The sequence below is a fragment of the Nostoc sp. TCL26-01 genome, assembly GCF_013393945.1.
Lineage (GTDB): Bacteria > Cyanobacteriota > Cyanobacteriia > Cyanobacteriales > Nostocaceae > Trichormus.
The window spans coordinates 1-20,868 of the sequence record NZ_CP040299.1 but is presented as its reverse complement, the minus strand read 5'-3'; the positions used below and the strand labels follow the sequence as shown (position 1 = coordinate 20,868).

Here is a 20,868-nt window from a genome sequence, read left to right as displayed (position 1 = left end):
ATATGCACTGGTATAAAATCACTCCCCTAGATTTACTCTTATTTCGAGATTGCAAACCTTTTAGCCCTGGTGACGGTTCCTGGGCAAAGGGACTATTTCCACCGATGCCAATTACAGTATTTCAGGCTTTGCGATCGCTTTTACCACAAACCAATGATGAAAACCGTACTCAACGCCATCTCAGTTTTCTCGGCCCCTTTTTATTAGACAGTAAAGATACCCTATGGCTACCCACACCCAAAGATTTATTCTGTCTATATCCTACAGGACAAGACCGCAAAACAAAGAGCGATAATTGGAGTGCGATTGAACGCTTGCAACCCATCCCTCAAGATAACGCATGGATGCACTTAGCATTTGATGAAGAGCAAATCCCACCTCTAATTCTCAATGGGAATATCAGTCCTCCTCAACCTTGGATAAAAGCCGCAGCACTGTTTGCTTATCTTAAAGGTGAAAAACCTAGTAAAGATTGGCATAAAGAAGATTTTCACGAAAATCCTTGGAAAACACAGGTTTTACCTCATATCCAAATGCAAACTGATAAACGACAAGTTAAAGATGCTGATGGGTACTTTACCGAGGTTGCCGTCCGTTTGCAAGATGGATGGTGTTTTATCGCGGCGTTGAGTGGGGAGATTTTAGCAACTGAAAGTGTTGTCCGCTTGGGAGGTGAAGGACATCGGGCTTTGGTATCGCTTCTGGAAGCAGATACAACTTTGAAAAAACAACTTGATCTGATTGTAGGCGATAAAGAACAATTTAAGTCAATTGAAAGCGATCGCTCTCCAACACTACCAAACTTTGCCTATCTCCTCACTCCTGGACTAGCACTATTTGCAGAAACAAGATACAGCGCCTATCCCCAAGATTGGAAGAAGCAGAAGGAACAGCCAAAAGATTGGGAGCTAAAAGGTTGTGCTACTGACAAAGCTTTACTCTGGGGTGGTGTCTCAACACTGCGTAAGAAGATGGACGACAAAACAAGGGAGGAATCTGCACTCTTACCTCAACGAGCTTTTGTTCCACCAGGAACAGTGTATATATTTGATGGCAAATTACCTGAAAAATTGCAGGTATTACCAAAAGAAGGTGGGCAATGGTTGGAGACTTTTCAAAAGCTTAATTATGGAAAACTTTTATGGGGAATAAGATAAATGAATAACTATCTCACATATCTATATTTACTCACGCCACTGCATACAGGTGGGAGTGCCAACGAAGGTAATTTAATGGGCATTGCGCGTGAAGTTCATACCGAATTTCCCTATTTACCCGCTTCATCATTGCGCGGTAAAATTCGCGCTGAACTAGAAGCAGAATATGCCGACGCAGCAGCCAAATTTTTTGGTCAGAAAATCAAAGACGGACAGCAACCAACAGAAGGTGAGGTATGGTTTGCAGATGCCACATTATTATTTTTTCCCATTGCTTCCTTGAGTCATCATCTTGTTTGGATAACTTGTCCTTTGTGGCTAGAGCGTTGGAATCGCTGGATAGGGGATGGGGAAATTGCAAAACTGATTGCTCAATGCAATGATATTCTCAAAGATGATGAACCCGCAGATAGTGAACCACTAGAAAAAACAACAACAGATAATAAACCAGTACTTAATAAGCCAGTACCTAATAAGCCAAATCCTCCTCAGCCAGTAGATAATAAAGCATCTGATAATAAATCCAAATCGGCAATAGTAAGTTTTGAGACAGAAGAACTTTATTTGCAAACAGCAATTTTGACCAAACCGAATTTAGAAAAAATAAATTTTCAATATTTTCTCAATCAACTACAAGAACTGCTCAAGGATAACTCTTTGATTAGTAATTTAGGTAAAAAACTCATCGTTTTAACAGATGAAGATTGTGCCGCTTTAGTAGAGATTGGATTGCAACGTGAGGTAAGAGTTGCATTAGAAGAAGAGAGTAAAACAGTTAAAGGGGGTTCTTTTCGTTCTGAAGAAGCAATTCCACCCGAAGCTGTATTATTTTTCCCGTGGGGTATAAAGCCACCTAAAAAGTTTGAAATAGATACCGAAAAAACTGATCAACAAAATCAAGAAGAAAAAATCAAAAAAGACAAAACTGATACCGAGATTCGTCAAGAAATTCAAAATAAATTAAATAAACAAAAACTTCAATTTGGAGGCTTAGAGAGTTTGGGAAGGGGATGGGCAGAGTTAAGAACTGTAGTTAATACAATAAATCAGGATAGATAGCAATGAAACTAGATTCACGTGACTTCAGTAAAAAAGCTTATACAGCATTGGAGAGTTTTAAAGATAAAAAAGACCAGAAAAGTAACAAAGATAACAAAACTTATTTAGAGAAAAAGTATCACAAAAAAGCTAGCGGATTAATCCAAGGACTCCCCGCTTACATATCTACTTGGGGATTACATCGCCTCAGTGGAGATGCCAAAAAGTTTCTCAATGGCACAGCAGAAGATACAACTTACAAAGGTAAGGTTTATCAGAAATTCTTACACAGCCTAAAAGAGTTTAGTGAGAAACACAATTTTAATCCAGATGATGAAAAAACTTTGATACGTATGCCTTTGAGAGAGTATACAGGGCTTAACCACTTGGCCATTCAATTTGCTAAAGAATGGTCTTTTTGGGCAGCTGCGGTTTTAGGAGAAGCGGAGGATTCATAATGAGTTATAGTGGACGCGATCGCAACCCTAACCGAACTCCTCAGCAGCAATGGGAAGAATTTATCATAGAACTAAGCAAGCGAAAACCTCAACCACCAAAATTTTATGAAGTCATAAAAGATAGCCGCTTAAAAAGTATTGATACAACAAGTATTATATTAGTATTTTCTACACAAGAAGAAGTCGAACAGGCTAATCGTCAATGGCAAAAAATTCAAAATGAATTACCGTCTAATCTAAAACGCAAGCAAATTATTTGTAGGCTTGATATACCAGAAGAAGCTATTATAGAAAGCCCACTTCAAGTTCTAAAATTTGAAGAATTGGATAAGGATGCTAAAGATATCAAACTAGTGTTAAAAGATGTAAAACAAGCTGAGGAAACCTGCGAGCCTATTTATAAGTGTTTACTTGAAAGAATAAAGACTCTAGCCCATGAAACTTTAGAGGTTGAATTTCCTTGGCGGCTGCGAGTAGGTGGAATGCGAGGCTTTCAAGACTTGCTATTACCCGCATTGCACCCAGTATATGGAGTTCCTTATATACCTGCTAGCAGTCTCAAAGGAGCTATTAAAGCATGGGCTAAAAAAAATCCAGATAAAGTCAAAGTAGCCGACATCGATAGAACTTTAGGTTATTTAGAAGGTGATGAAGCATCAATAGGAACTGTTCAAATATTGGATGCTTTTCCAACTCAACCTTGTTTAAGTTTAGATATAGCTAATCCACAATGGAAATGGGAAGGGGAAAAAGTTAAATATGGAGCGGTTCCCCATCATTTACTTTCGATGGAAAAACCTAAGTTAGTAATTGGAATAGCTTTAACTAGCCGAAATTTAAAACATCAAGATGACGTGCAAATAGTTAAACAATGGCTTCAACAAGCTTTATTAGAAGGAATTGGTTCAAGAGTAAGCACAGGTTATGGTCGTCTGAATTTTGATACCAGCCTGCGATACCAAAGTCAGCATGAATTTCAACTGTGGACGCAGGGAATGTATGGTTTTGAGCCACCTACAAAAGCTAATAATTATAAAGGAATACCAGAATTTAGACCTACTGCGATCCGGGGAATGCTGCGTTATTGGTTTCGAGCGATCGCATTGGGAATTTATTCTCCTCAAGAGTGCAAGACTTTAGAAGGCAAGTTATTTGGTACTTTAGAAGGCAAGTTATCTGGTGATGTCAAACCTAGAGCAATAGAAGGTAGTTACCGTATGGGGGTAAACTGGCAAGAAATAAAAGGAAATGGGTCTACTATACCGGACTTTTACAAAGGAAATATAATTTTAGAAGCAAAAGAACAACAACATTTAGAGTTAATAGAAAAAATTTTGCAACTATCTTCTCATCTTGCAGGTATTGGTAGGGGTGCAAGACGACCACTTCATAGAAATAATGGTAGACTGCGGGGATGCTATTGGCAGTTAAGTAACTTTCAATTAATTGCTAATACAGAAGTTTGGCAACAGCACTTAAGTAAAATAAATAATTTATTTCAAGAAGTACAAGCTCCTCAGCAATCTCCAAGAGATGGTGAACCGGGTACTCCAAAAGCACGATATCAAGATGTTTTAAATGAAAATGCACATATTTATTTAGTACCTTGTTCAGGTATGACACATCCAAGAAGCATTAGAGATTGGTCTCTAAACGGAAGTACACTAGCAGTTCTTGGTCAAGCATTAGAACTACTCTACAGCAGTAATAGATATAAAGGAGAGCGTGAAACCAGCAAAGGTGTATTAGAGGGTAATCCTTGGGTAGGTGGTAAATTAGAAATTCCTTCATTTGTGGTTATTAAATCTAATTTTCCCTCAGACAAACGAGCTTACCAGGTTGTAACTATTTTCGGTGTAAATAATAGCGATCGCCAATTATTTGCTAATGAATTAAAAAAACTAAATGGAGCAATTCTTGTATATCCCTAACTGACAATAATCAAGCATAAGCAGCTTTATCAACCTATGAACACTAATCCCAAAAAACGCATCCTCATTCTTGCAGCTAATCCTCAACAAACCAGCCGTCTATGCCTTGATGAAGAAGTGCGAGAAATAGAAAATGCTTTGCGCCGCGCTCGCCATCGTGATCAATTGGAATTAATACCACGTTGGGCAGTCACAGCTAGAGAAATGCGTCGAGCCGTGTTAGAAGAAAGTCCTCAAATAGTTCACTTTTCTGGACATGGTGCAGGTGAGCAAGGTTTGGTGCTTGACGATGAAACTGGTCAAGTTAAACTTGTCAAGGCTACAGCACTAGCTGAACTATTCAAACTATTTGCAGACCAAGTAGAATGTGTATTGCTCAATGCTTGTTACTCAGAAGTCCAAGCAGAAGCTATTCGCCAGCATATTAATTATGTCATTGGGATGAATCAACCGATAGGCGATCGCGCTGCCATTGAATTTGCTGTGGGCTTTTATGATGCACTGGGTACAGGTAAAGACTATGACTTTGCCTATAACTATGCGCTTACTGGTATCTCAATGGTAGGAATTGACGAAGCTAACGTCCCTGTACTATTCAAAAAAAGGTTTTTTGATGTTAATAATGATACTTATCCCAGCTTATGGGTGCATGGGTGGTCGAAACCGATTGACAATTATTCTCCCGCTGTAGAACTTGACTGGACAGAGTATTTTGATAGAGATGCTCAACCTCGACAAATTGCCGACCAAGCAACTTGGGATAACATTCTCTTACCGAGTTTAAAGAAAGCAAGGGAAGAATTAGCTCAGGAACGTGCAGGATCAATCATTGATATACGTGGGAGACATACTTTAACAGCAGCAGTAGCAATTGGTATTTTATTCCCCGATACCAGGGGTTATACTTTGCGAGTAGAACAACAACCAACCGCAGGAAAACCAAATTTGTGGCGTTCAGATGCGAGTCCATCAGATGCAAAGTTTCAAGTAGTAGAAGAAAGTGGTGTCATTGGAGAACATTTAGTTATCGCATTGGGTATCACTGGCAATCCATTATTAGATGTGTCACAACTTCTACAAAATTCTTCAGTTCCATTCAGTGCTACGGTTTACGCAGAACCAGTTTCCGGCACTGGATCACAAGCTATAAATTCAGATGCAGATGCGGTTGCATTAGCGTTAGATGCTAAGGATTTGATCCGTCGTTATCGTCATAAATACCGTGCTAATTGTATTCACTTAATTTTATTTGCTCCTGTAGGTTTTTGTTTATTTTTAGGTCAGCGATTACGCTTAATTGGTGATGTTGTTTGTTATGAACTTGTAGCCCCTAGAAATTATCAGCCTGCGCTAAAAGTGAGTACAGGTTAAAAATAAACGATTTGAAGTCAAGCAGATGACTTAACATTTTTTCCAAGCATCTGCAACATAAGCCGAATCAACTACAGTACCTATTAAATTGACAGGCGTATTTGCTGACGCATAATATTTAACTTTTTGAGATAGTCCATCGATAGCATTTATTCTTTGCTTGCCAGGACGAATATAAACTACTAAAACAACCTTATTGGGTAGCGCATTAAGAATTTTTTGAAGTTGTTCTGCTACTCTTTCTTCTACTACTTTATTAATTTCTGCTTCCTGTAAATTACTTTTTTCTGTATCTGTAACTAACTGGTAATTCACCAAGTCTAGAATAACTACATCTCCCGAAACCTTAATGCGTTTAGCAGCATCGACGATTCGTGTTGCTTGAAAACCTCGTTGTGTCAATAATTGATATTCTTCTGGATAATCATCTGGTGCAATTGATTGTTTTTGTGGAATTATATAATCAATAGATATTGCCCCTAATACTTTTTCTCGCTCTAAAATTTGTTGTAAATTATTAACTTGTTGCCCAACAACTTCACCAACTGATACTTGTAATCGCTTTTCAACCTCTTCACGTATTAGCTGTCGTGCTTCTTTGAGACTTTGGCTAAATAGATAAACACTAATAGCTCCAGTTACTCCCAAAATTAAAGCTAACACGACAAACGAAAGATTAATTGCACCGACGAAACTACCGAAACTATTATTTAAACGTGTATTGGCATCTTGGAGAAACTGGATTTGGTTTTTCAGCAGTTCCACATCAGCTACTGGTGAGACTGATGGCTTAGGATCTGATGGAGTTTGCGTAGGTGTTTGTGCCATGAATAATCCCGAAATCTGAATTAGCCAGACTCCAGCTAAGTTATACAAATTTTCCAGGTGCATAAAAAATAATTCCATATCAAAGTTATTTTTTAGCAGCATAAAGCGATCGCCTGCAACTAAGCAATGCGATCGCCATTGGCAAAATTACGCCGCTACTTTACCTCTGAAGCATCGCCCAGACAAAATTAGCTCCCCGACCTTGAACTCTGGCCATTTGAATCCACAGCAGAGTCATGTGTTCTAAATGCAAACTCATAGAAAGATTGCCCACATCAACAGCTTCCCAACCCAGTTGTTGGCAGAGAGTAGAGACAACTTGCTTTGCACTTGTATCATTCCCAGCAATTAACATCACAGGCTTGAGATCCCCATAACCAGGATAGGTATTATTTTCAAAGTTTTCAAACCCATAAATCGTAAATGCTTTAACTACTTTGGCATCAGGTACAAAACTTTGAACCAGTTCACTACCGGATTGTTCACTTTTGAGTTCGTGAGTCAGATTTGCTCCCACAGGATTAGTGCAATCAACCAGAATTTTGCCAGATAAATCACCAACTTCCGCTAAAGCCGCTTGATTAGCATTAAATGGAGTAGCTAAAAAAATTATCTCCGCTTGAGCGATCGCCTCTTGAGGAGAAGCAACTTGTAATGCCGGATATTTAGCTAAAGCCGTTTTGACACTATCTGAATTAGGGTTGCGTGCAGCAATAGTTACGGTGTGGTCTAACGTCACTAATTGACCCGCTAATGCAGAACCTACCTGTCCAATACCGATAAATGCAATCTTCATCATGAGATTCCTGTAACACCCAACGCCTCTAAAACCAGTTTGGCTGTCGCTGTCCCAGAGTTCTGTTGTTGTCCAGTGATCAGATATCCGTCTCTGACAGCATGAGGTGCAAAAGCTTCTTGAGAGACAAAGTTAGCACCTAATTTTTTGGCTTCATCTTCAATGCGGAATGGCATAACCTTTTGACCAACAACGTGATCAGCATAATCTTCCTCACTATTAGCAAACCCCGTGATTGTTTTACCTTGAATCAGAGGAGAGCCATCAGCCAGCGTAGCTTCCAATAGTAAACAGGTACCGTGACATAAAGCCGCACTTGGTTTAGCATCTGCGTAAAATTTGCAGAACAGACCCACCAAAGCAGTATTTTGACGAAAAGTAAACATGGGGGATTGCCCACCGCACACCACAATTGCATCAAAATCATCTGGATTGAGATTAGTGAGCGCCGGTGTGTTTTCCAGCAATTTCATAAATTCGAGCTGCTGAATATACTCCAGTGACAGCGTGTCATCTTGGGAATAACCAGAAGCATCACGAGGATCACTGAAATTATCAAATTCAACTTTGCCCCCTTGGGGACTAGCAATGACTACTTGCAAGCCAGCTTTTGTCAATACATCGTAAGGGTGTATCAATTCTGATGCCCAAAACCCCACAGGCACACCCAAAGTAGTCGATATAGAAGGGTTAGCCACAATCATTAAAATCTGCTTGCTCATGGAAAACGATGTCCTAATTACGACCACAGTGATAAATTCATCCTGGATCGGGCATCATATATTTGTCCAATGGATAATTTATATGAGTGATATTCACCACATCAATATGGCGGGACTAGATTTAAATTTGCTAGTAGTTTTTGATGCACTGATGACTGAGCAGAACGTCACTCGTGCTGCCCTCAGATTAGGGTTAAGCCAACCAGCAACCAGTAATGCTCTAGCTCGGTTACGCAATTTAATGGAGGATGAATTATTTGTCAGAAAAACCACAGGATTGTCCCCCACGCCCAAAGCCATAGCTCTGGCGCAACAATTACGTCCCGCCCTGCAACAAATTCAATCAGCCCTATTAGAACAACCAGACTTTGACCCAGCAACCAGCGATCGCGTCTTTGTGATGGGAATGTCAGACTATGTAGAATTTATATTGTTGCCCAGATTAGTACAAACTGTACAAGTAATAGCACCTAATATCAGCCTGCAAATCAGAGCAGGCGATCGTCAAAAATTGCTCTCATTATTAGACAAGGGAGAAATTGACATAGTATGTGGACTTTTTCCGGAAAAAAGTTCATCACACAAAGAACAGTTTTTGTTTCATGAGGTTTATAGTTGTGTCTGCCGTCAGGCTCATCCCAACATTGGCAGTGAATTTTCTCTAGAGGAATATCTCAGAGAGTCCCATTTGCTGGTTTCTATTCAAGAAGATCGAGTCGGACGTATTGATACGTTACTGACACAAAAAAATCTTCAACGACATATTGCTATTTCGATACCGCATTTTCTCATAGCACCATTTATTCTCGCTCAAAGTAATTTAGTAGCAACTCTACCTCAACGAGTTGCCAAGACATTTTCCCAGAGTCAATCGTTAAAACTGTTGCCAGTCCCGTTACCACTGGAAGGTTTTTCGGTGTTTATGCGTTGGCATCAAAGCACAGATAATCTACCTGCTGATGAGTGGCTGCGAGCATTAATGACACAAGTGAGCAGTGTAATTTAATTGTGGTGGCTACTTGAACTTAATATTTGCTTTCGTCTCAGTAATAATTGCGCTCTTAAGAGTCTTAAATGGGATGAATAAAAACTAACTATTCATTTTACTTAGACTAAATACGTATAAATTTATACATATACAACAATGGACAAGAGAAAAAGGTATTAATCGTAGATTATATCGGATAAAAGATAAGGGTTCCTTATTTTTTGTTCCCCTGTCACAAAAAGCATAAGATGAGCAAGTTGCTGACCTTATGCTTTCACAGAAAGTCATCAAACAGAAAAGTAATTGTTTGTAGTTAACGAACCAGTAGTTAACGTGCCAGTCATACCTGTGATGTTAATGAATAGGTCACTGCTAGCATTAAATGCAGCAGTACCATCATTGACGGATAGGTAAGTACCTCCATTCCAGCCAAAGAAGACAGCTTGGTTAGCGGCTAAAGGTTGTGTTCCTGCAATATTGGGATTGGCATCTGCATAAGCAGCGATCGCCGCCGCATTCAATGTAGAATAGCTAGCTGTGGGGAAAATACCAGCATTGAAGAGTGCGGTAGGCAGTGAAGTTGGGGTATTGACGACAATGCGATCGCCCCCAGATGGATTAAAATCGGTAATGCGATCGGGTGCAGCTAAGAGCGAATCTTTAAAGTCAGGGTAGACAAAGCGATCTGCATCTAACCCTCCAGTGAGAATATCAGCTCCAGCTCCTCCAGAGATTGTATTTTTAGCCGCATTACCTGTAATTGTGTTATTCAAACTATTTCCTGTGCCGTTGATAGCAGCACTACCTGTGAGAGTCAGGTTTTCCACTTGAGTTGGTAAAGTGGTGGTGATACTGGCAGTTAACGTATCGCTAATAGTGGCTACTACCTGACTATTACTCAGATTTGCATTTGTCGGATTGCTCAATGTCAGCGTAAAGGTCTTCTCAGCTTCATTGAGGTTGTCATTGAGAATGGGAACAGTGATAGTTTTGCTGGTTTCGTTGGCTGCAAAGCTGAGAGTACCACTGGTTGCTGTGTAATCACTACCAGCGATCGCAGTTTGGTTAGCGGTAGTATATTTAACAGTTACAGGATAGGGACTAGCTGCCGAGAGATTTACCGTAAAGATGGCATTAGCATCAAGTCCTTCAATAACAGTGGTGGGATTAGTAATGTTAATTTTGGGAGCATTGGCTAAGTCATTGTCTACTACTGTCAAGACTGCGGTTTTTTGTGTTCCTAATGTTGCACTGTTGGTGGGGTTAGAGAGGGAAAGATTAACGGTTTCGCTAAGTTCATATACAGTGTCATTGACAATAGGAATGGTAACAATTTTGCTGGTTTCTCCGTTAGCGAAGTTAACCACAATTGGAGTGTTATTAAAGTCGGCTGGTGCAGTTGCAGTGACGTTAGATGGGGTTAAAGTCACACTCACTGCTCCATCGCTGCCGTTAGTTCGTGTCAAGGTAATGGCAGTGATAGCTTTTCCATCTTCATTGACGCTATAGTTAGCAGCATTAAAAGTGATTACACCGGGTTTAATAATATTTAGACTAAATACCTTACTAGAAGATGCTCCCTTACTGTCCTTTGCTTCAAGTTTGATATCTAGAATGGAACTTTTGGTATCTGTAGAAGTGCCATTAAAGTTAAAAGTTCTTGTCTTCGCATCAAAAGTCAACCATTTAGGAAGTGCATTACCATTCACATCAGTTGCCGAATAGGTTAGAATATCTGCTTTGTCTATGTCAATGAAAGTATTTTCAGGAATGGTAAATGTGAATAATTTATTGTCTGTTACCGCCTGATTAGGAATAGTCTTGATGAAAATAGGTGCAACATTTGATTGAATGAGAGAATCACTAGCCTCCAAAATTGTTATCAGGTTCTTATTAGTTGTGACCCAAATCTCTTGCTGCTGTTGAACTAAACCTTCTTGTATTTTCTGATTTTTTTGGCTGATTGCTTCTAATTTTTTCCATTCTACTTCTACAAGACTATCTATTTTCTCCTTTAGTTTAGTATCTTGATTGCCAAAGAACACGATTTGCTGAATGGCTGCGGTCAAATTCTCTAATGTTTGTGCTTGATATACTGTTGCGATCGCTTGACCAGATTTAACAATATATTCGACATCTTTCCATTCTATTCCTGCTTTTTCTTTAAGCTTCTGAGTCAATACTGTATCTTTCGACCAAATGTTTAGAATTTCATCAGTTGATTTTTTCCATGTCTCTAAAGTATCTTCCTCTCGCGCTTGAGCAATTAGTCTGTTTGTACGTGCAAGATTTTCTAATTGTTGCCAAGTTAGTCCAGTAGCTTTTTCGGCTTGAGCTTTGAGAGTTTTATCATCAACCCAGATATTGACAGCACTCTTAATAGCATTTCCCCACTGAGCTATTGTTTTTTGGTCAATGGCTTTAGCTGTTTCTTGTCCAGCTTTGACAATATTTTGAATGTCTAGCCAATCTAAATCGGTATAGGTTTTTAGTTTCTCGGCTAAGGTAGTATCGTTTTTCCAAATTGTCAGAATCTCATCACTGGTTGTTACCCAATCTTGAGTTGTATTTTTATCTAGAGCAGTATTTACTTTTTGTACAGTCTGATCAAGTTTCTGAAGTTGCTCCCAAGATAAACCAGTCAGGTCTACTGCTGTAGATTTTAGTGTTGTATCATCAACCCAAATATTCACAACTCGCCGGATGGCTTGTCCCCATTTTGCTAATTCATTACTATTAATAGCAATAGCGGATACTTGACCTGCTTTGACAATTCGCTCTAAGTCTCCAAAGTCTAAATTAGTAACTTCCTTGAGTTTTGTGGCAAAAGCATTATCATCTTTCCAGATTTTCAGAATGTTATCACTTGCAGTATTCCAGGCTTGAGGATTGTTGTCTTTTGTAGCTTTATTGAGTTCTTGAATACTTTCTTCTATTTTGTTTAGTTGTGTCCAAGTCAGTCCTGTTGCCTTTTCTATTTTGCTTTTCAGAGTTGCATCATCAACCCAGATATTTGCAACATATCTTACAGCTTGTCCCCAGCTTTTTAAATCCTCATCATTAACTGCGATCGCAGTAGCCTGACCAGCCTTGACTATTTTTTCAAAATCTTGCCAATCTAAACCTGTATTGGCTTTAATTTTATTCGCCAAGGTTTTGTCAGTTGACCAAATACTCAGAAACTTATTACTGGCTTCTACCCAAGCTAAGGTATTACCTTGTGAATTCGCTTTATTCAGGATTGAAATAGTTTCTTCCGCTTTTTGAATCTGCTCCCAAGATAGTCCTGATACTTTAGATAGTTTCTCTTTTAAGGTGGCATCATCGTACCAAATATTTAAAATTTGTTTGATTGATTGCCCCCAATTTTCAGCATTTTGATCATTCAAAGTACTGGCAACAGATTGACCTGCTTTGACAACTTGCTCAAAATCTTTCCATTCTAAATTTATCTTAGACTTCAAGAAGTTCTGAAGAGTTTGATTACCTTGCCAGAGTCCAAGAAGTTCGTTACTAGATTTAATCCAAGCTGCGGTATTACCTTGTTCAATAGCTTTATTGATAGCTTCTCCAGTATTAGTAATCCGTTGGATTTCTGCCCATGATAGTCCTGTGATTTTTTGAGCTTCAGCTTTGAGATTGTCGTCATTCACCCAAACGTTAACAATGCTTTTAACGGATTTAGTAATTGTTTCTAAATTGTGTTCCTTGACAGCAACTCCTATCTGACCACCTGCTTGAATTATAGTTTCGATTTCTGCCCACTCAAAGCCTGTTAATTCTTTAATTGCTTCATGGGATTCGGTTTCTAGATCAATACCTAATAAGCTATCATCAACAAGATTAATTGCTTTACCTGCTGCTTGAATGACTTTAATCCAATCTTCATTATTAATGGATTGATATAAAGCTGAACTTAGTTTTCTTAAATCTTGGATTTCTTCCCATTTTAATCCAGTTATATCTGTAAGTTCTTTCTTGCCTGCTTCCCCTAGTCCAAGAGCAAAGTTTTTATCAATTGTTCTGGCAATACTGCTTATAGCCTTGGCTGCTTCTAACCAGTTTCCATCTTCAATTGCCTTTACACCTTCAGCAGTTACAAGGGAAACTTGTCCAGCAGTAATAAAGAATTTTTGAGCATCTGAAACCTTACTTAAATCTTTGAGGTCAGCAATTCCTAACGATGCTGCATTCGCAAGTCCTTGAATGCCAGATAATAGTGCAAGCTTGGTATCTCCAGTTTCGGCATACTTGTAAGCATTATAAGAGCCTTGAGCGACAGATTGAAATCTTTTTAAGTCCAGTAAATTTGGAGATAAAGTATATTTTAAATTTTCTAGCTTTTGAGTCAATTCAGTCACTAATTTGGCATTATCAGCTTTTTTAGCAACATCAATTGCTTTTGTGGCATTCACAACATCAGCATTCTGAGCCAGTTCGGTATTTATAGCATTAATTTCAAAGGTGGCATAAGCCATAGCTGCATTAAAAATCGCACCAGCCCAATCTCCGTTATATGCTGATTGAACAGCACTAAGGGAACTGCTAATCAGACTGAATGTACTGGCAAGAGAAGAAATCGTTGTAGTTGATACACCTAAAACAGTTGCTCCTCCTACTACTGTTGTTCCTATTAATCCTGCACCAGCTGCGGCTGCACCAGCTGTCAAAACAGTGGCAACAACTGCGACTACTAAAGTTGCTGCTCCTAAAAGCTCATTGACAAATGCTTTTTCCCGTATTTTTCGTTCCTGAATTCTGCCATCAATTATTTGATTGAGAATATCTAGTGATTGTTTGGCTAAACCAGTAGAAATTTCGCCCGCATTTTTAGCATTGGCAACTTTATACAATGCCTCTAAATTCTGTTGAGTTAATAACTGCTTTTCGCTATCTAATTTACCTGTCTTCTCAATCTCAGCGAGTAATAGTTTAGTTGCTCCTTGTAAGTCAGTTGTCGCTTTTTGTTGGAGTGTAAGATAGGTTTGTTCTTCTTGTTGTAGAATTGTGATCGCACTACTATAACTATTTGTCTGTTTAATCAGTGCATCAGTTGTTTTCAGTAGATTATCTTGAATGGTTTTCGCTTCTTTACCTTGTAATGCTGTGTGAATGTCTTGAGAGGTGGCATTTAAGAGGTTTTTCAGATCAGTGCTGAATTCTTTTTTCTGTTTTAATGCCTCAATATCAACTAAGATGCCGGCTAAATCTGCCTTCCATTCGGCTTTTTGAATAAAGTCTTCAATGGGGGTAAGTCCTAAGTCAGAACGCAGATCATTTAATGCTTGTTGTAAGGTGTCCTCGGCTGTGATTTGGGTAAGTTGTTCTAGTTTGACAGTGGCGATCGCTTTTTGGCGGTCAATGGATAGGCGATCGCGTTCTAACTGTTGTGCTATGGCATCGTCAATCCCGTTTTGGCGCTGTTGGGCAATGGTTTGTTCGATTTTTGCCTGTGCTAAATTCAGCTTTTCAACTTGCAGGACTTGGTTAAGGGTTTGTTCTGTCCAGTTTCGCAGTTCCGAAAGAGCCTCAACTCGCAATTGAGCAACATTTAAAGCTTGCTTTTGAGCATCAATGATATTTTGAGTATTACCAATGCTAGCTTTTAAATCAGCTAATTCTTTACTGGCTAGGTTTTGCTGTTGTTTGAGAAATTCTAGCTGGGTTTCTGCGGTAGTGCGAATTTGAGCAAATTGATTCGCTTGTTGTTGAGACAACTTTTCTAAGTCTTTGTATTTGACCATTTCGGCATAGTAATGATCTGCCAAAATGCGGTCTTCTGGACGAGCAAGACCTGCCGCACATGCGCCACCCTTATCGCTGGCTAAGTCGCTGTAATCTTTGTAATAGAGTTCAGCAGCAGTAGCAATATTTTTATTCCGAGCAACATCCAGAAGGGTTTTAGCTTCTTTGCTGCCTGCGTCGCTAGCTTCTTTCAAGCGTTGCAGGGCTTGTGTTGAGAGGGTGTTAAGTTCTTCTTGTTTTTGCGCTGCTTTGAGGGTGTAATTTTCTTTGAGTTCGGTTGCATCAAGTATCGCTTTTAAGGCGTTTTGTTTATCTTTGACTGCGGTGAGATATTTATCATTTTGCAATTGTAAGAAGGTTTGCAAGTTTTCCATCGAGGCTGTTAAAACCTGACTACTAGCCTCCGCTTGTTGGGCTAGGCGTTGTGCTTCTGCGAGGGCTGCACGACTGTCTTGGAGTAACTTTTCTAGGTTACTGGTGTCGTTGTCGGGACTGACTAGATAGGCAAGGAGGAGTTTTTGTTCATTTTGGATAACGTCTTTTTGGGTTGTGAGAAGGGTTTGTTTTTGGGTAAGGGTGGCTTTTTGGGCTGTGAGAATAGTTTCTTTATGGGTTAGTAACTGGATGGCTTCTTGGAGTTGGGTTTTTTGACTGAGTAGGTCATTGTTGGTAGAATTGGTTACTAGTTTTTTAGCAATTTCATCCAGTTGGGTTTTTAATTGTTGTTTGAGGGTAGTAGTTGTTTGAATTTCGGTGTCAATGGCGGTGGTTTGTGAGCTTACCCATTGTTCAACTTCCTTGATTTCCTGTAGTAGTTGTTGAGATTGGGTTTCTAGGGTAGCTTTGCGTTTCAGGATGTCATTGAGAGCAGTTTGATAAGTATCAGCACTGGTTTGGTATTCTCCCCATTCTTGGGTAACTTTGGCTTTAGCAGTAGTGACTTCCTTTTGTGCTTGTGCGAGTTGAGTTTTGAGGGTGGGGAGCAGTTTTTCTAGAGTGGCAAGTTGTGCCTGTTTTTCGGGAGTGAGTTGTCTTTCGGCTTCGAGGAGTTGAAGTTGACTGAGGAGTTGGTCGTAGGTTAGTTGTGCATCATCGGCAATGCTTTTAGCAGCGTTCCACTGGGTAAGAATTGTGGTGACGGTGTTTTGTTGGGTTGTGTTAGTTTCTACACCTTTGAGGAGATCGGCGGCGTATTGTTTGAGGTTAGCAGCTTGTTTGGTGTAGGTATCCCAGATGATCCAATCATGATCAACGTGACGAATTTCTTGTACTCTTGTCTTGCTACGTCCGTACCATTTTTTTTCTTTATAAGTGCGATATTCTATCCAAAATGCACCTTGTTTATGGCTGCGTTCCCAGAAAGTAGGGGCTTCTTGTTCGTACCAGTTAGCTTGAGAAAGAGCAGCATTTGCGGCGGCTTGTTGTTGGGTGATGGTGTTTTTAACGGTTTCAAGTTGTTGTTGAGATTGAGTAAGTTGGCTGGTGATTTGTTGTTGTAGGGTGGCGAGAGTGGTGAGATTGCTGAGTTCAGGGAAGTATGTGTCGCGGATGAATTCGATATTTTTTGTAGCTAAATAAACAGCTAACACCCTTGTTCCACCATTATTCCAAGGGACAATATAATCTTGTTTACCATCGCCATTAACATCAGCAAAATCTCCCAAATCTCTCCATTTCGTATCAGGAGTAAATACACCTGATGAAAAAGTATTGATAAATTCGTTAAATGTCCCGTCACCTTTAGATAAATAAACAGCTAAAGCCCTTGTTCCAGAATTATTCCAAGGGACAATATAATCTTGTTTACCATCACCATTAACATCAGCAAAATCTCCCAAATCTTTCCATGTCGTATCAGGAGTAAATACACCTGATGAAAAAGTATTGATAAATTCGTTAAATGTCCCATCACCTTTAGCTAAATAAACAGCTAACGCCCGCTTTCCAGAGTTATTCCAAGGGACAATATAATCTTGTTTACCATCACCATTAACATCAGCAAAATCTCCCACATCTCTCCATGTCGTATCATTAGTAAATCCACCTCCAGAAAAAGTATTGATCAATTCGTTAAATGTCCCATCACCTTTAGATAAATAAACAGCTAACGCCCTTGTTCCAGAATTATTCCAAGGGACAATATAATCTTGTTTACCATCACCATTAACATCAGCAAAATCTCCCAAATCTTTCCATGTCGTATCAGGAGTAAATACACCTGATGAAAAAGTATTGATAAATTCGTTAAATGTCCCATCACCTTTAGCTAAATAAACAGCTAACGCCCGCTTTCCAGAGTTATTCCAAGGGACAATATAATCTTGTTTACCATCACCATTAACATCAGCAAAATCTCCCAAATCTCTCCATGTCGTATCATTAGTAAATCCACCTCCAGAAAAAGTATTGATCAATTCGTTAAATGTCCCATCACCTTTAGATAAATAAACAGCTAACGCCCTTGTTCCAGAATTATTCCAAGGGACAATATAATCTTGTTTACCATCACCATTAACATCAGCAAAATCTCCCAAATCTTTCCATGTCGTATCAGGAGTAAATACACCTGATGAAAAAGTATTGATAAATTCATTAAATGTCCCATCACCTTTAGCTAAATAAACAGCTAACGCTCGTTTTCCAGAGTTATTCCAAGGGACAATATAATCTTGTTTACCATCACCATTAACATCAGCAAAATCTCCCACATCTCTCCATGTCGTATCATTAGTAAATCCACCTCCAGAAAAAGTATTGATAAGTTCGTTAAATGTCCCGGTTCCAAATGGACTAAAGTATTCCTGCAAATAGGCTTGTACTTTGTTAGGTTCTTTATTAGCTTCTAATATTAGATAAGCAGTTTCTAAACGAAGGGATTGGAGATCGGCAATAGCTTTATCATTTATGCCAGATTGAACAATAACAGCCTGTTTCTGCTTAACATAAGTCTGCAATGAAGTCTCTAAAGATTTCTCTTGCTGTTTCTGATTAGGTAAGTCAATCTGAATTACTAAGTCAGATACTTGTTGGTTAATCTCGTCAGACAGATTGCTAATCAACAAAGGACTTAGTGCTTGAGTCGTTGCACTGGTTAAAACTCTAATTCCCTGGTCATGTAAACTTTGCAGAGTATTGTTTACAGTATTTTTTGCGGCTACTGCTTTATCTCTAGCAGCTTTCTCCTGTTGGTCATACTGTTGAAAATTGAACTCCACAATTCCTTGTAATGGGTATTGAAAATTACGAGTTCTAATTATTGAATAGTCAGGCGAATCATTCCAAAGACCATTTACATTCCCATCTGTATAGACAAAATCTTCATTTCCCGAAAAATTGTTAGGCTCATTTGGCATCCAATTTGTATAATTAACAGGTTCACCATTGATCCATCTCATTTCTCCTTCTTTTAGATGGTCGCTGAGTCCAATCCAATACTTTTGTCTTAAAAAGTTTTGATATATCCAGTTTTGTTCTTGTTGGTTATTAATTGTTACTAAATTCCCTCCAGCCGCTACTGCTTCTGCCTGTGCTTTAAACCAAGAATTAGCTGATGTCAAAAAATAATAATTTCCTGTAACATCACTCCGAATAGCTTTATATTTTTGAATAAGCTCATTTTCTTTTGCTTTTCTTCGATTACTAATATCCGCTAAATCTATATTTAATTGATCTCCAGCACTGATGTAGCTTTGATAAAGATTAGTGTAGGTTTGATTTTGAGATTTAAAAAACGTTGTATAGTTACTTAATACTTTTTGTAAATTATCAGCAACTTGTTGCTTGCCAAGATTTTTATTAATTAAAAATAAAGACTCGACATTTTTGACTATATTTGTATTTACCCAATCATAATCAGCATTATTAATTGATTGTAAACGAATTTTAGCCTCATCTAAATTAGCATAAAATGATTCTAGTTGTGTCAAATCTTGAATATGCTTAATCTTCTGATTTAACTCGTCAACCTGTTTAACCTGTGCAGACAATAAAGAAACTACATTTTCCGTATCACCCACACTTCTTGCTAAAGCATCTCGACGCTGACCGAGAATATCATAAGCAACGATCGCCTCATTTAATTGAACCTCATTAATAGCATAATTTCCATCAGGATCAGCTAGTTTAGTCTCAATATATTTCGTTAAATCATCAAAAGACTTCGAGTAATTTTGTTGCTGATTGTAAACCTTGACTGTCAAATCATGATTATCCTGTAAAGTCTTTAACCAAATATCAGATAATCCCTGAATCTGCTTACCCAATTGGGGAATTAATGTTACATAACTTTGGACAGTATTACCTTGTAAAGCGACGTTTACAGACTCTTCAGATACCACTTGTGACTGTAAAGCGGTTAACCGTTGCTGATTAACTTCTAACTCCTGAAGCGTTAAAAATTGCTGTTGTAACTTTACAGTGTCGGGAATAGTATCAGATGCCCAACTTGCTCCTTGAATTGTCAAATTGCGTTGAAAAAGAGATTTATCTTTAGCAATATTGCCAGTCCCCTCATTTAATTTCCAGTAGCCTACCAAACCAGATTCACCACCAGAGAGAAAACCTTTAGGCATTGTTTGAACTTGGGTGGAACTGAGAGCAGTGTTCCATACACTGATATCAGCAATGGTTGCTTTAGGAAATTCTCCTCCCAGATATTGTCTTCCCACCCAAAATTTCGTGTTAGCCGGATTAGCAATGGCTGAACCTTTTGATGCTTTTAACTCTCCATCTATATAAAGATGAGTGTTGTTGGTGTCACGAACTACTGTGTAAAGATGCCAAAGACCATCACTAGGGACATTCACACCTGTATTAGACCAAGTATCTCCAACTCTGATTTTCCCTCCCAGTCCACCTAGATAAAAGGCATTACCAGAAGTTCCTTGAGATACTAATTCAAATAACCCTGCTTGAACAATAAGATCAATCTTTGCCCAAACTGAAACTGTGAATGGATGATTAGTTCCCTGAGTCGGAATAATTGAAGAAGGCGATTCTAGATAATCATCAACTCCATCAAATTTCAGAGCGTAATTAGGGCTAAAACTTTGATTTTTTGGGGCAATACCAAAAAATGTTGCATAGACGTTCTCAAAATTCTGTAAAGCACTATTTGCATTAGTCTTAACTAGTTGCTGCTGATTATAAACAGATTTAGCATCAGTCAGACGTTTTTCCACTGTGGCTAATTCCTTTTGTTGAGTAGGAATAGCGTTCTGTTCTAAGGATTTTAAATCAGCAGAATTTTTAGTAATTTGAGAAGTTAATAAATTTACCTGCTTCTGATAATCAGAGTTTTTAACAGCAAGTAATTCTTGTGTATTCTCTAATTCAATCAAATACCCATTAATTTCCTTTTGAATACCTGCCTTAACAACAGCATTAGTTTCATTAATTAACTTATTTTTTGCCGTCTCAATTCTTTGAGAAATCAAGTCAAAACTTGTTTTAATTTCCGCCTGATTTTTAGTGAATCCAGACTCCAAAGCTTGTTTTTTAGTAGTTAAAATCTTTCCTAAATTAGTTAATTCTAGCCGACGAGACGTAAGGGAGTCATATTTTTCCTTTTCAATCTGATAATTATCAGTGAGTAACTCTAATTTATTCTCAATTTGTTGAAAGCTAACCGTAGCAATATCTGCATTACTTTTTAAGATTTGATGATCAGTTAGTACCTTATTAAATGCTTGAGTAAACTTAGCTTCTAACTGCTGTAAGGTTTGCTGATTGCCCAATAAGCCCAAAGCAGTGAGATAAGATGTCAGACTTTTTTGCTTTTCTGTAAGTAAGTTGATAGCTAGTTTTAAGCTTGCAGTTGGTTGAAAATTAGACAT

Annotated in this window: 10 protein-coding genes; 6 read left to right on the top strand and 4 right to left on the bottom strand. The window is 38.6% G+C overall.

Annotated elements, in window-relative coordinates:
- Positions 1-2: 2 nt before the first annotated feature.
- From FD725_RS30315 to FD725_RS33020, 5 genes are read left to right on the top strand one after another with little or no spacing between them, the layout of a single operon-like run.
- Positions 3-1,157, top strand: a complete 1,155-nt coding sequence (locus FD725_RS30315) for a type III-B CRISPR module-associated Cmr3 family protein (protein WP_179051913.1) — start codon at positions 3-5, stop codon at positions 1,155-1,157.
- Positions 1,158-2,216 (top strand): type III-B CRISPR module RAMP protein Cmr4, encoded by a 1,059-nt coding sequence (gene cmr4 / locus FD725_RS30310; RefSeq protein ID WP_179051912.1) that lies wholly within the window; start codon positions 1,158-1,160, stop codon positions 2,214-2,216.
- 2 nt (positions 2,217-2,218) lie between these two features.
- Complete coding sequence (locus FD725_RS30305) at positions 2,219-2,653, top strand: hypothetical protein (RefSeq protein WP_179051911.1); 435 nt, start codon at positions 2,219-2,221, stop codon at positions 2,651-2,653.
- Positions 2,653-4,584 (top strand): RAMP superfamily CRISPR-associated protein, encoded by a 1,932-nt coding sequence (locus FD725_RS30300; RefSeq protein WP_179051910.1) that lies wholly within the window; start codon positions 2,653-2,655, stop codon positions 4,582-4,584. The genes FD725_RS30305 and FD725_RS30300 overlap by 1 nt, the downstream gene beginning before the upstream one ends.
- A 36-nt stretch (positions 4,585-4,620) precedes the next feature.
- The gene (locus tag FD725_RS33020) at positions 4,621-5,955 is read left to right on the top strand and encodes an SAVED domain-containing protein (protein ID WP_179051909.1); all 1,335 of its coding nucleotides are present in this window, start codon (positions 4,621-4,623) and stop codon (positions 5,953-5,955) included.
- A gap of 30 nt (positions 5,956-5,985) precedes the next feature.
- On the opposite strand, the gene FD725_RS30290 is transcribed toward FD725_RS33020, so the two are convergent.
- Genes FD725_RS30290 through FD725_RS30280 form a run of 3 tightly spaced genes read right to left on the bottom strand, consistent with a single transcriptional unit; the run spans position 5,986 to position 8,301 of the window.
- Entirely contained in the window at positions 5,986-6,885 is a 900-nt protein-coding gene (locus FD725_RS30290; protein ID WP_256872030.1) for a hypothetical protein, read from the bottom strand.
- A 58-nt stretch (positions 6,886-6,943) separates the two neighbouring features.
- The gene (locus FD725_RS30285; protein ID WP_179051993.1) at positions 6,944-7,579 is read right to left on the bottom strand and encodes an NADPH-dependent F420 reductase; all 636 of its coding nucleotides are present in this window, start codon (positions 7,577-7,579) and stop codon (positions 6,944-6,946) included.
- On the bottom strand, positions 7,579-8,301 hold the full coding sequence (locus FD725_RS30280; protein WP_179051908.1) for a type 1 glutamine amidotransferase domain-containing protein: 723 nt from the start codon (positions 8,299-8,301) through the stop codon (positions 7,579-7,581). The genes FD725_RS30285 and FD725_RS30280 overlap by 1 nt, the downstream gene beginning before the upstream one ends.
- A gap of 82 nt (positions 8,302-8,383) precedes the next feature.
- Here FD725_RS30280 and FD725_RS30275 point away from each other — a divergent pair, with 82 nt between their 5' ends.
- Entirely contained in the window at positions 8,384-9,307 is a 924-nt protein-coding gene (locus FD725_RS30275) for a LysR family transcriptional regulator (protein ID WP_179051907.1), read from the top strand.
- A gap of 269 nt (positions 9,308-9,576) precedes the next feature.
- On the opposite strand, the gene FD725_RS32200 is transcribed toward FD725_RS30275, so the two are convergent.
- Positions 9,577-20,868 carry a Calx-beta domain-containing protein gene (locus FD725_RS32200; protein ID WP_218653201.1) on the bottom strand — a complete coding sequence of 3,764 codons (11,292 nt, stop codon included), beginning with the start codon at positions 20,866-20,868 and terminating at the stop codon, positions 9,577-9,579.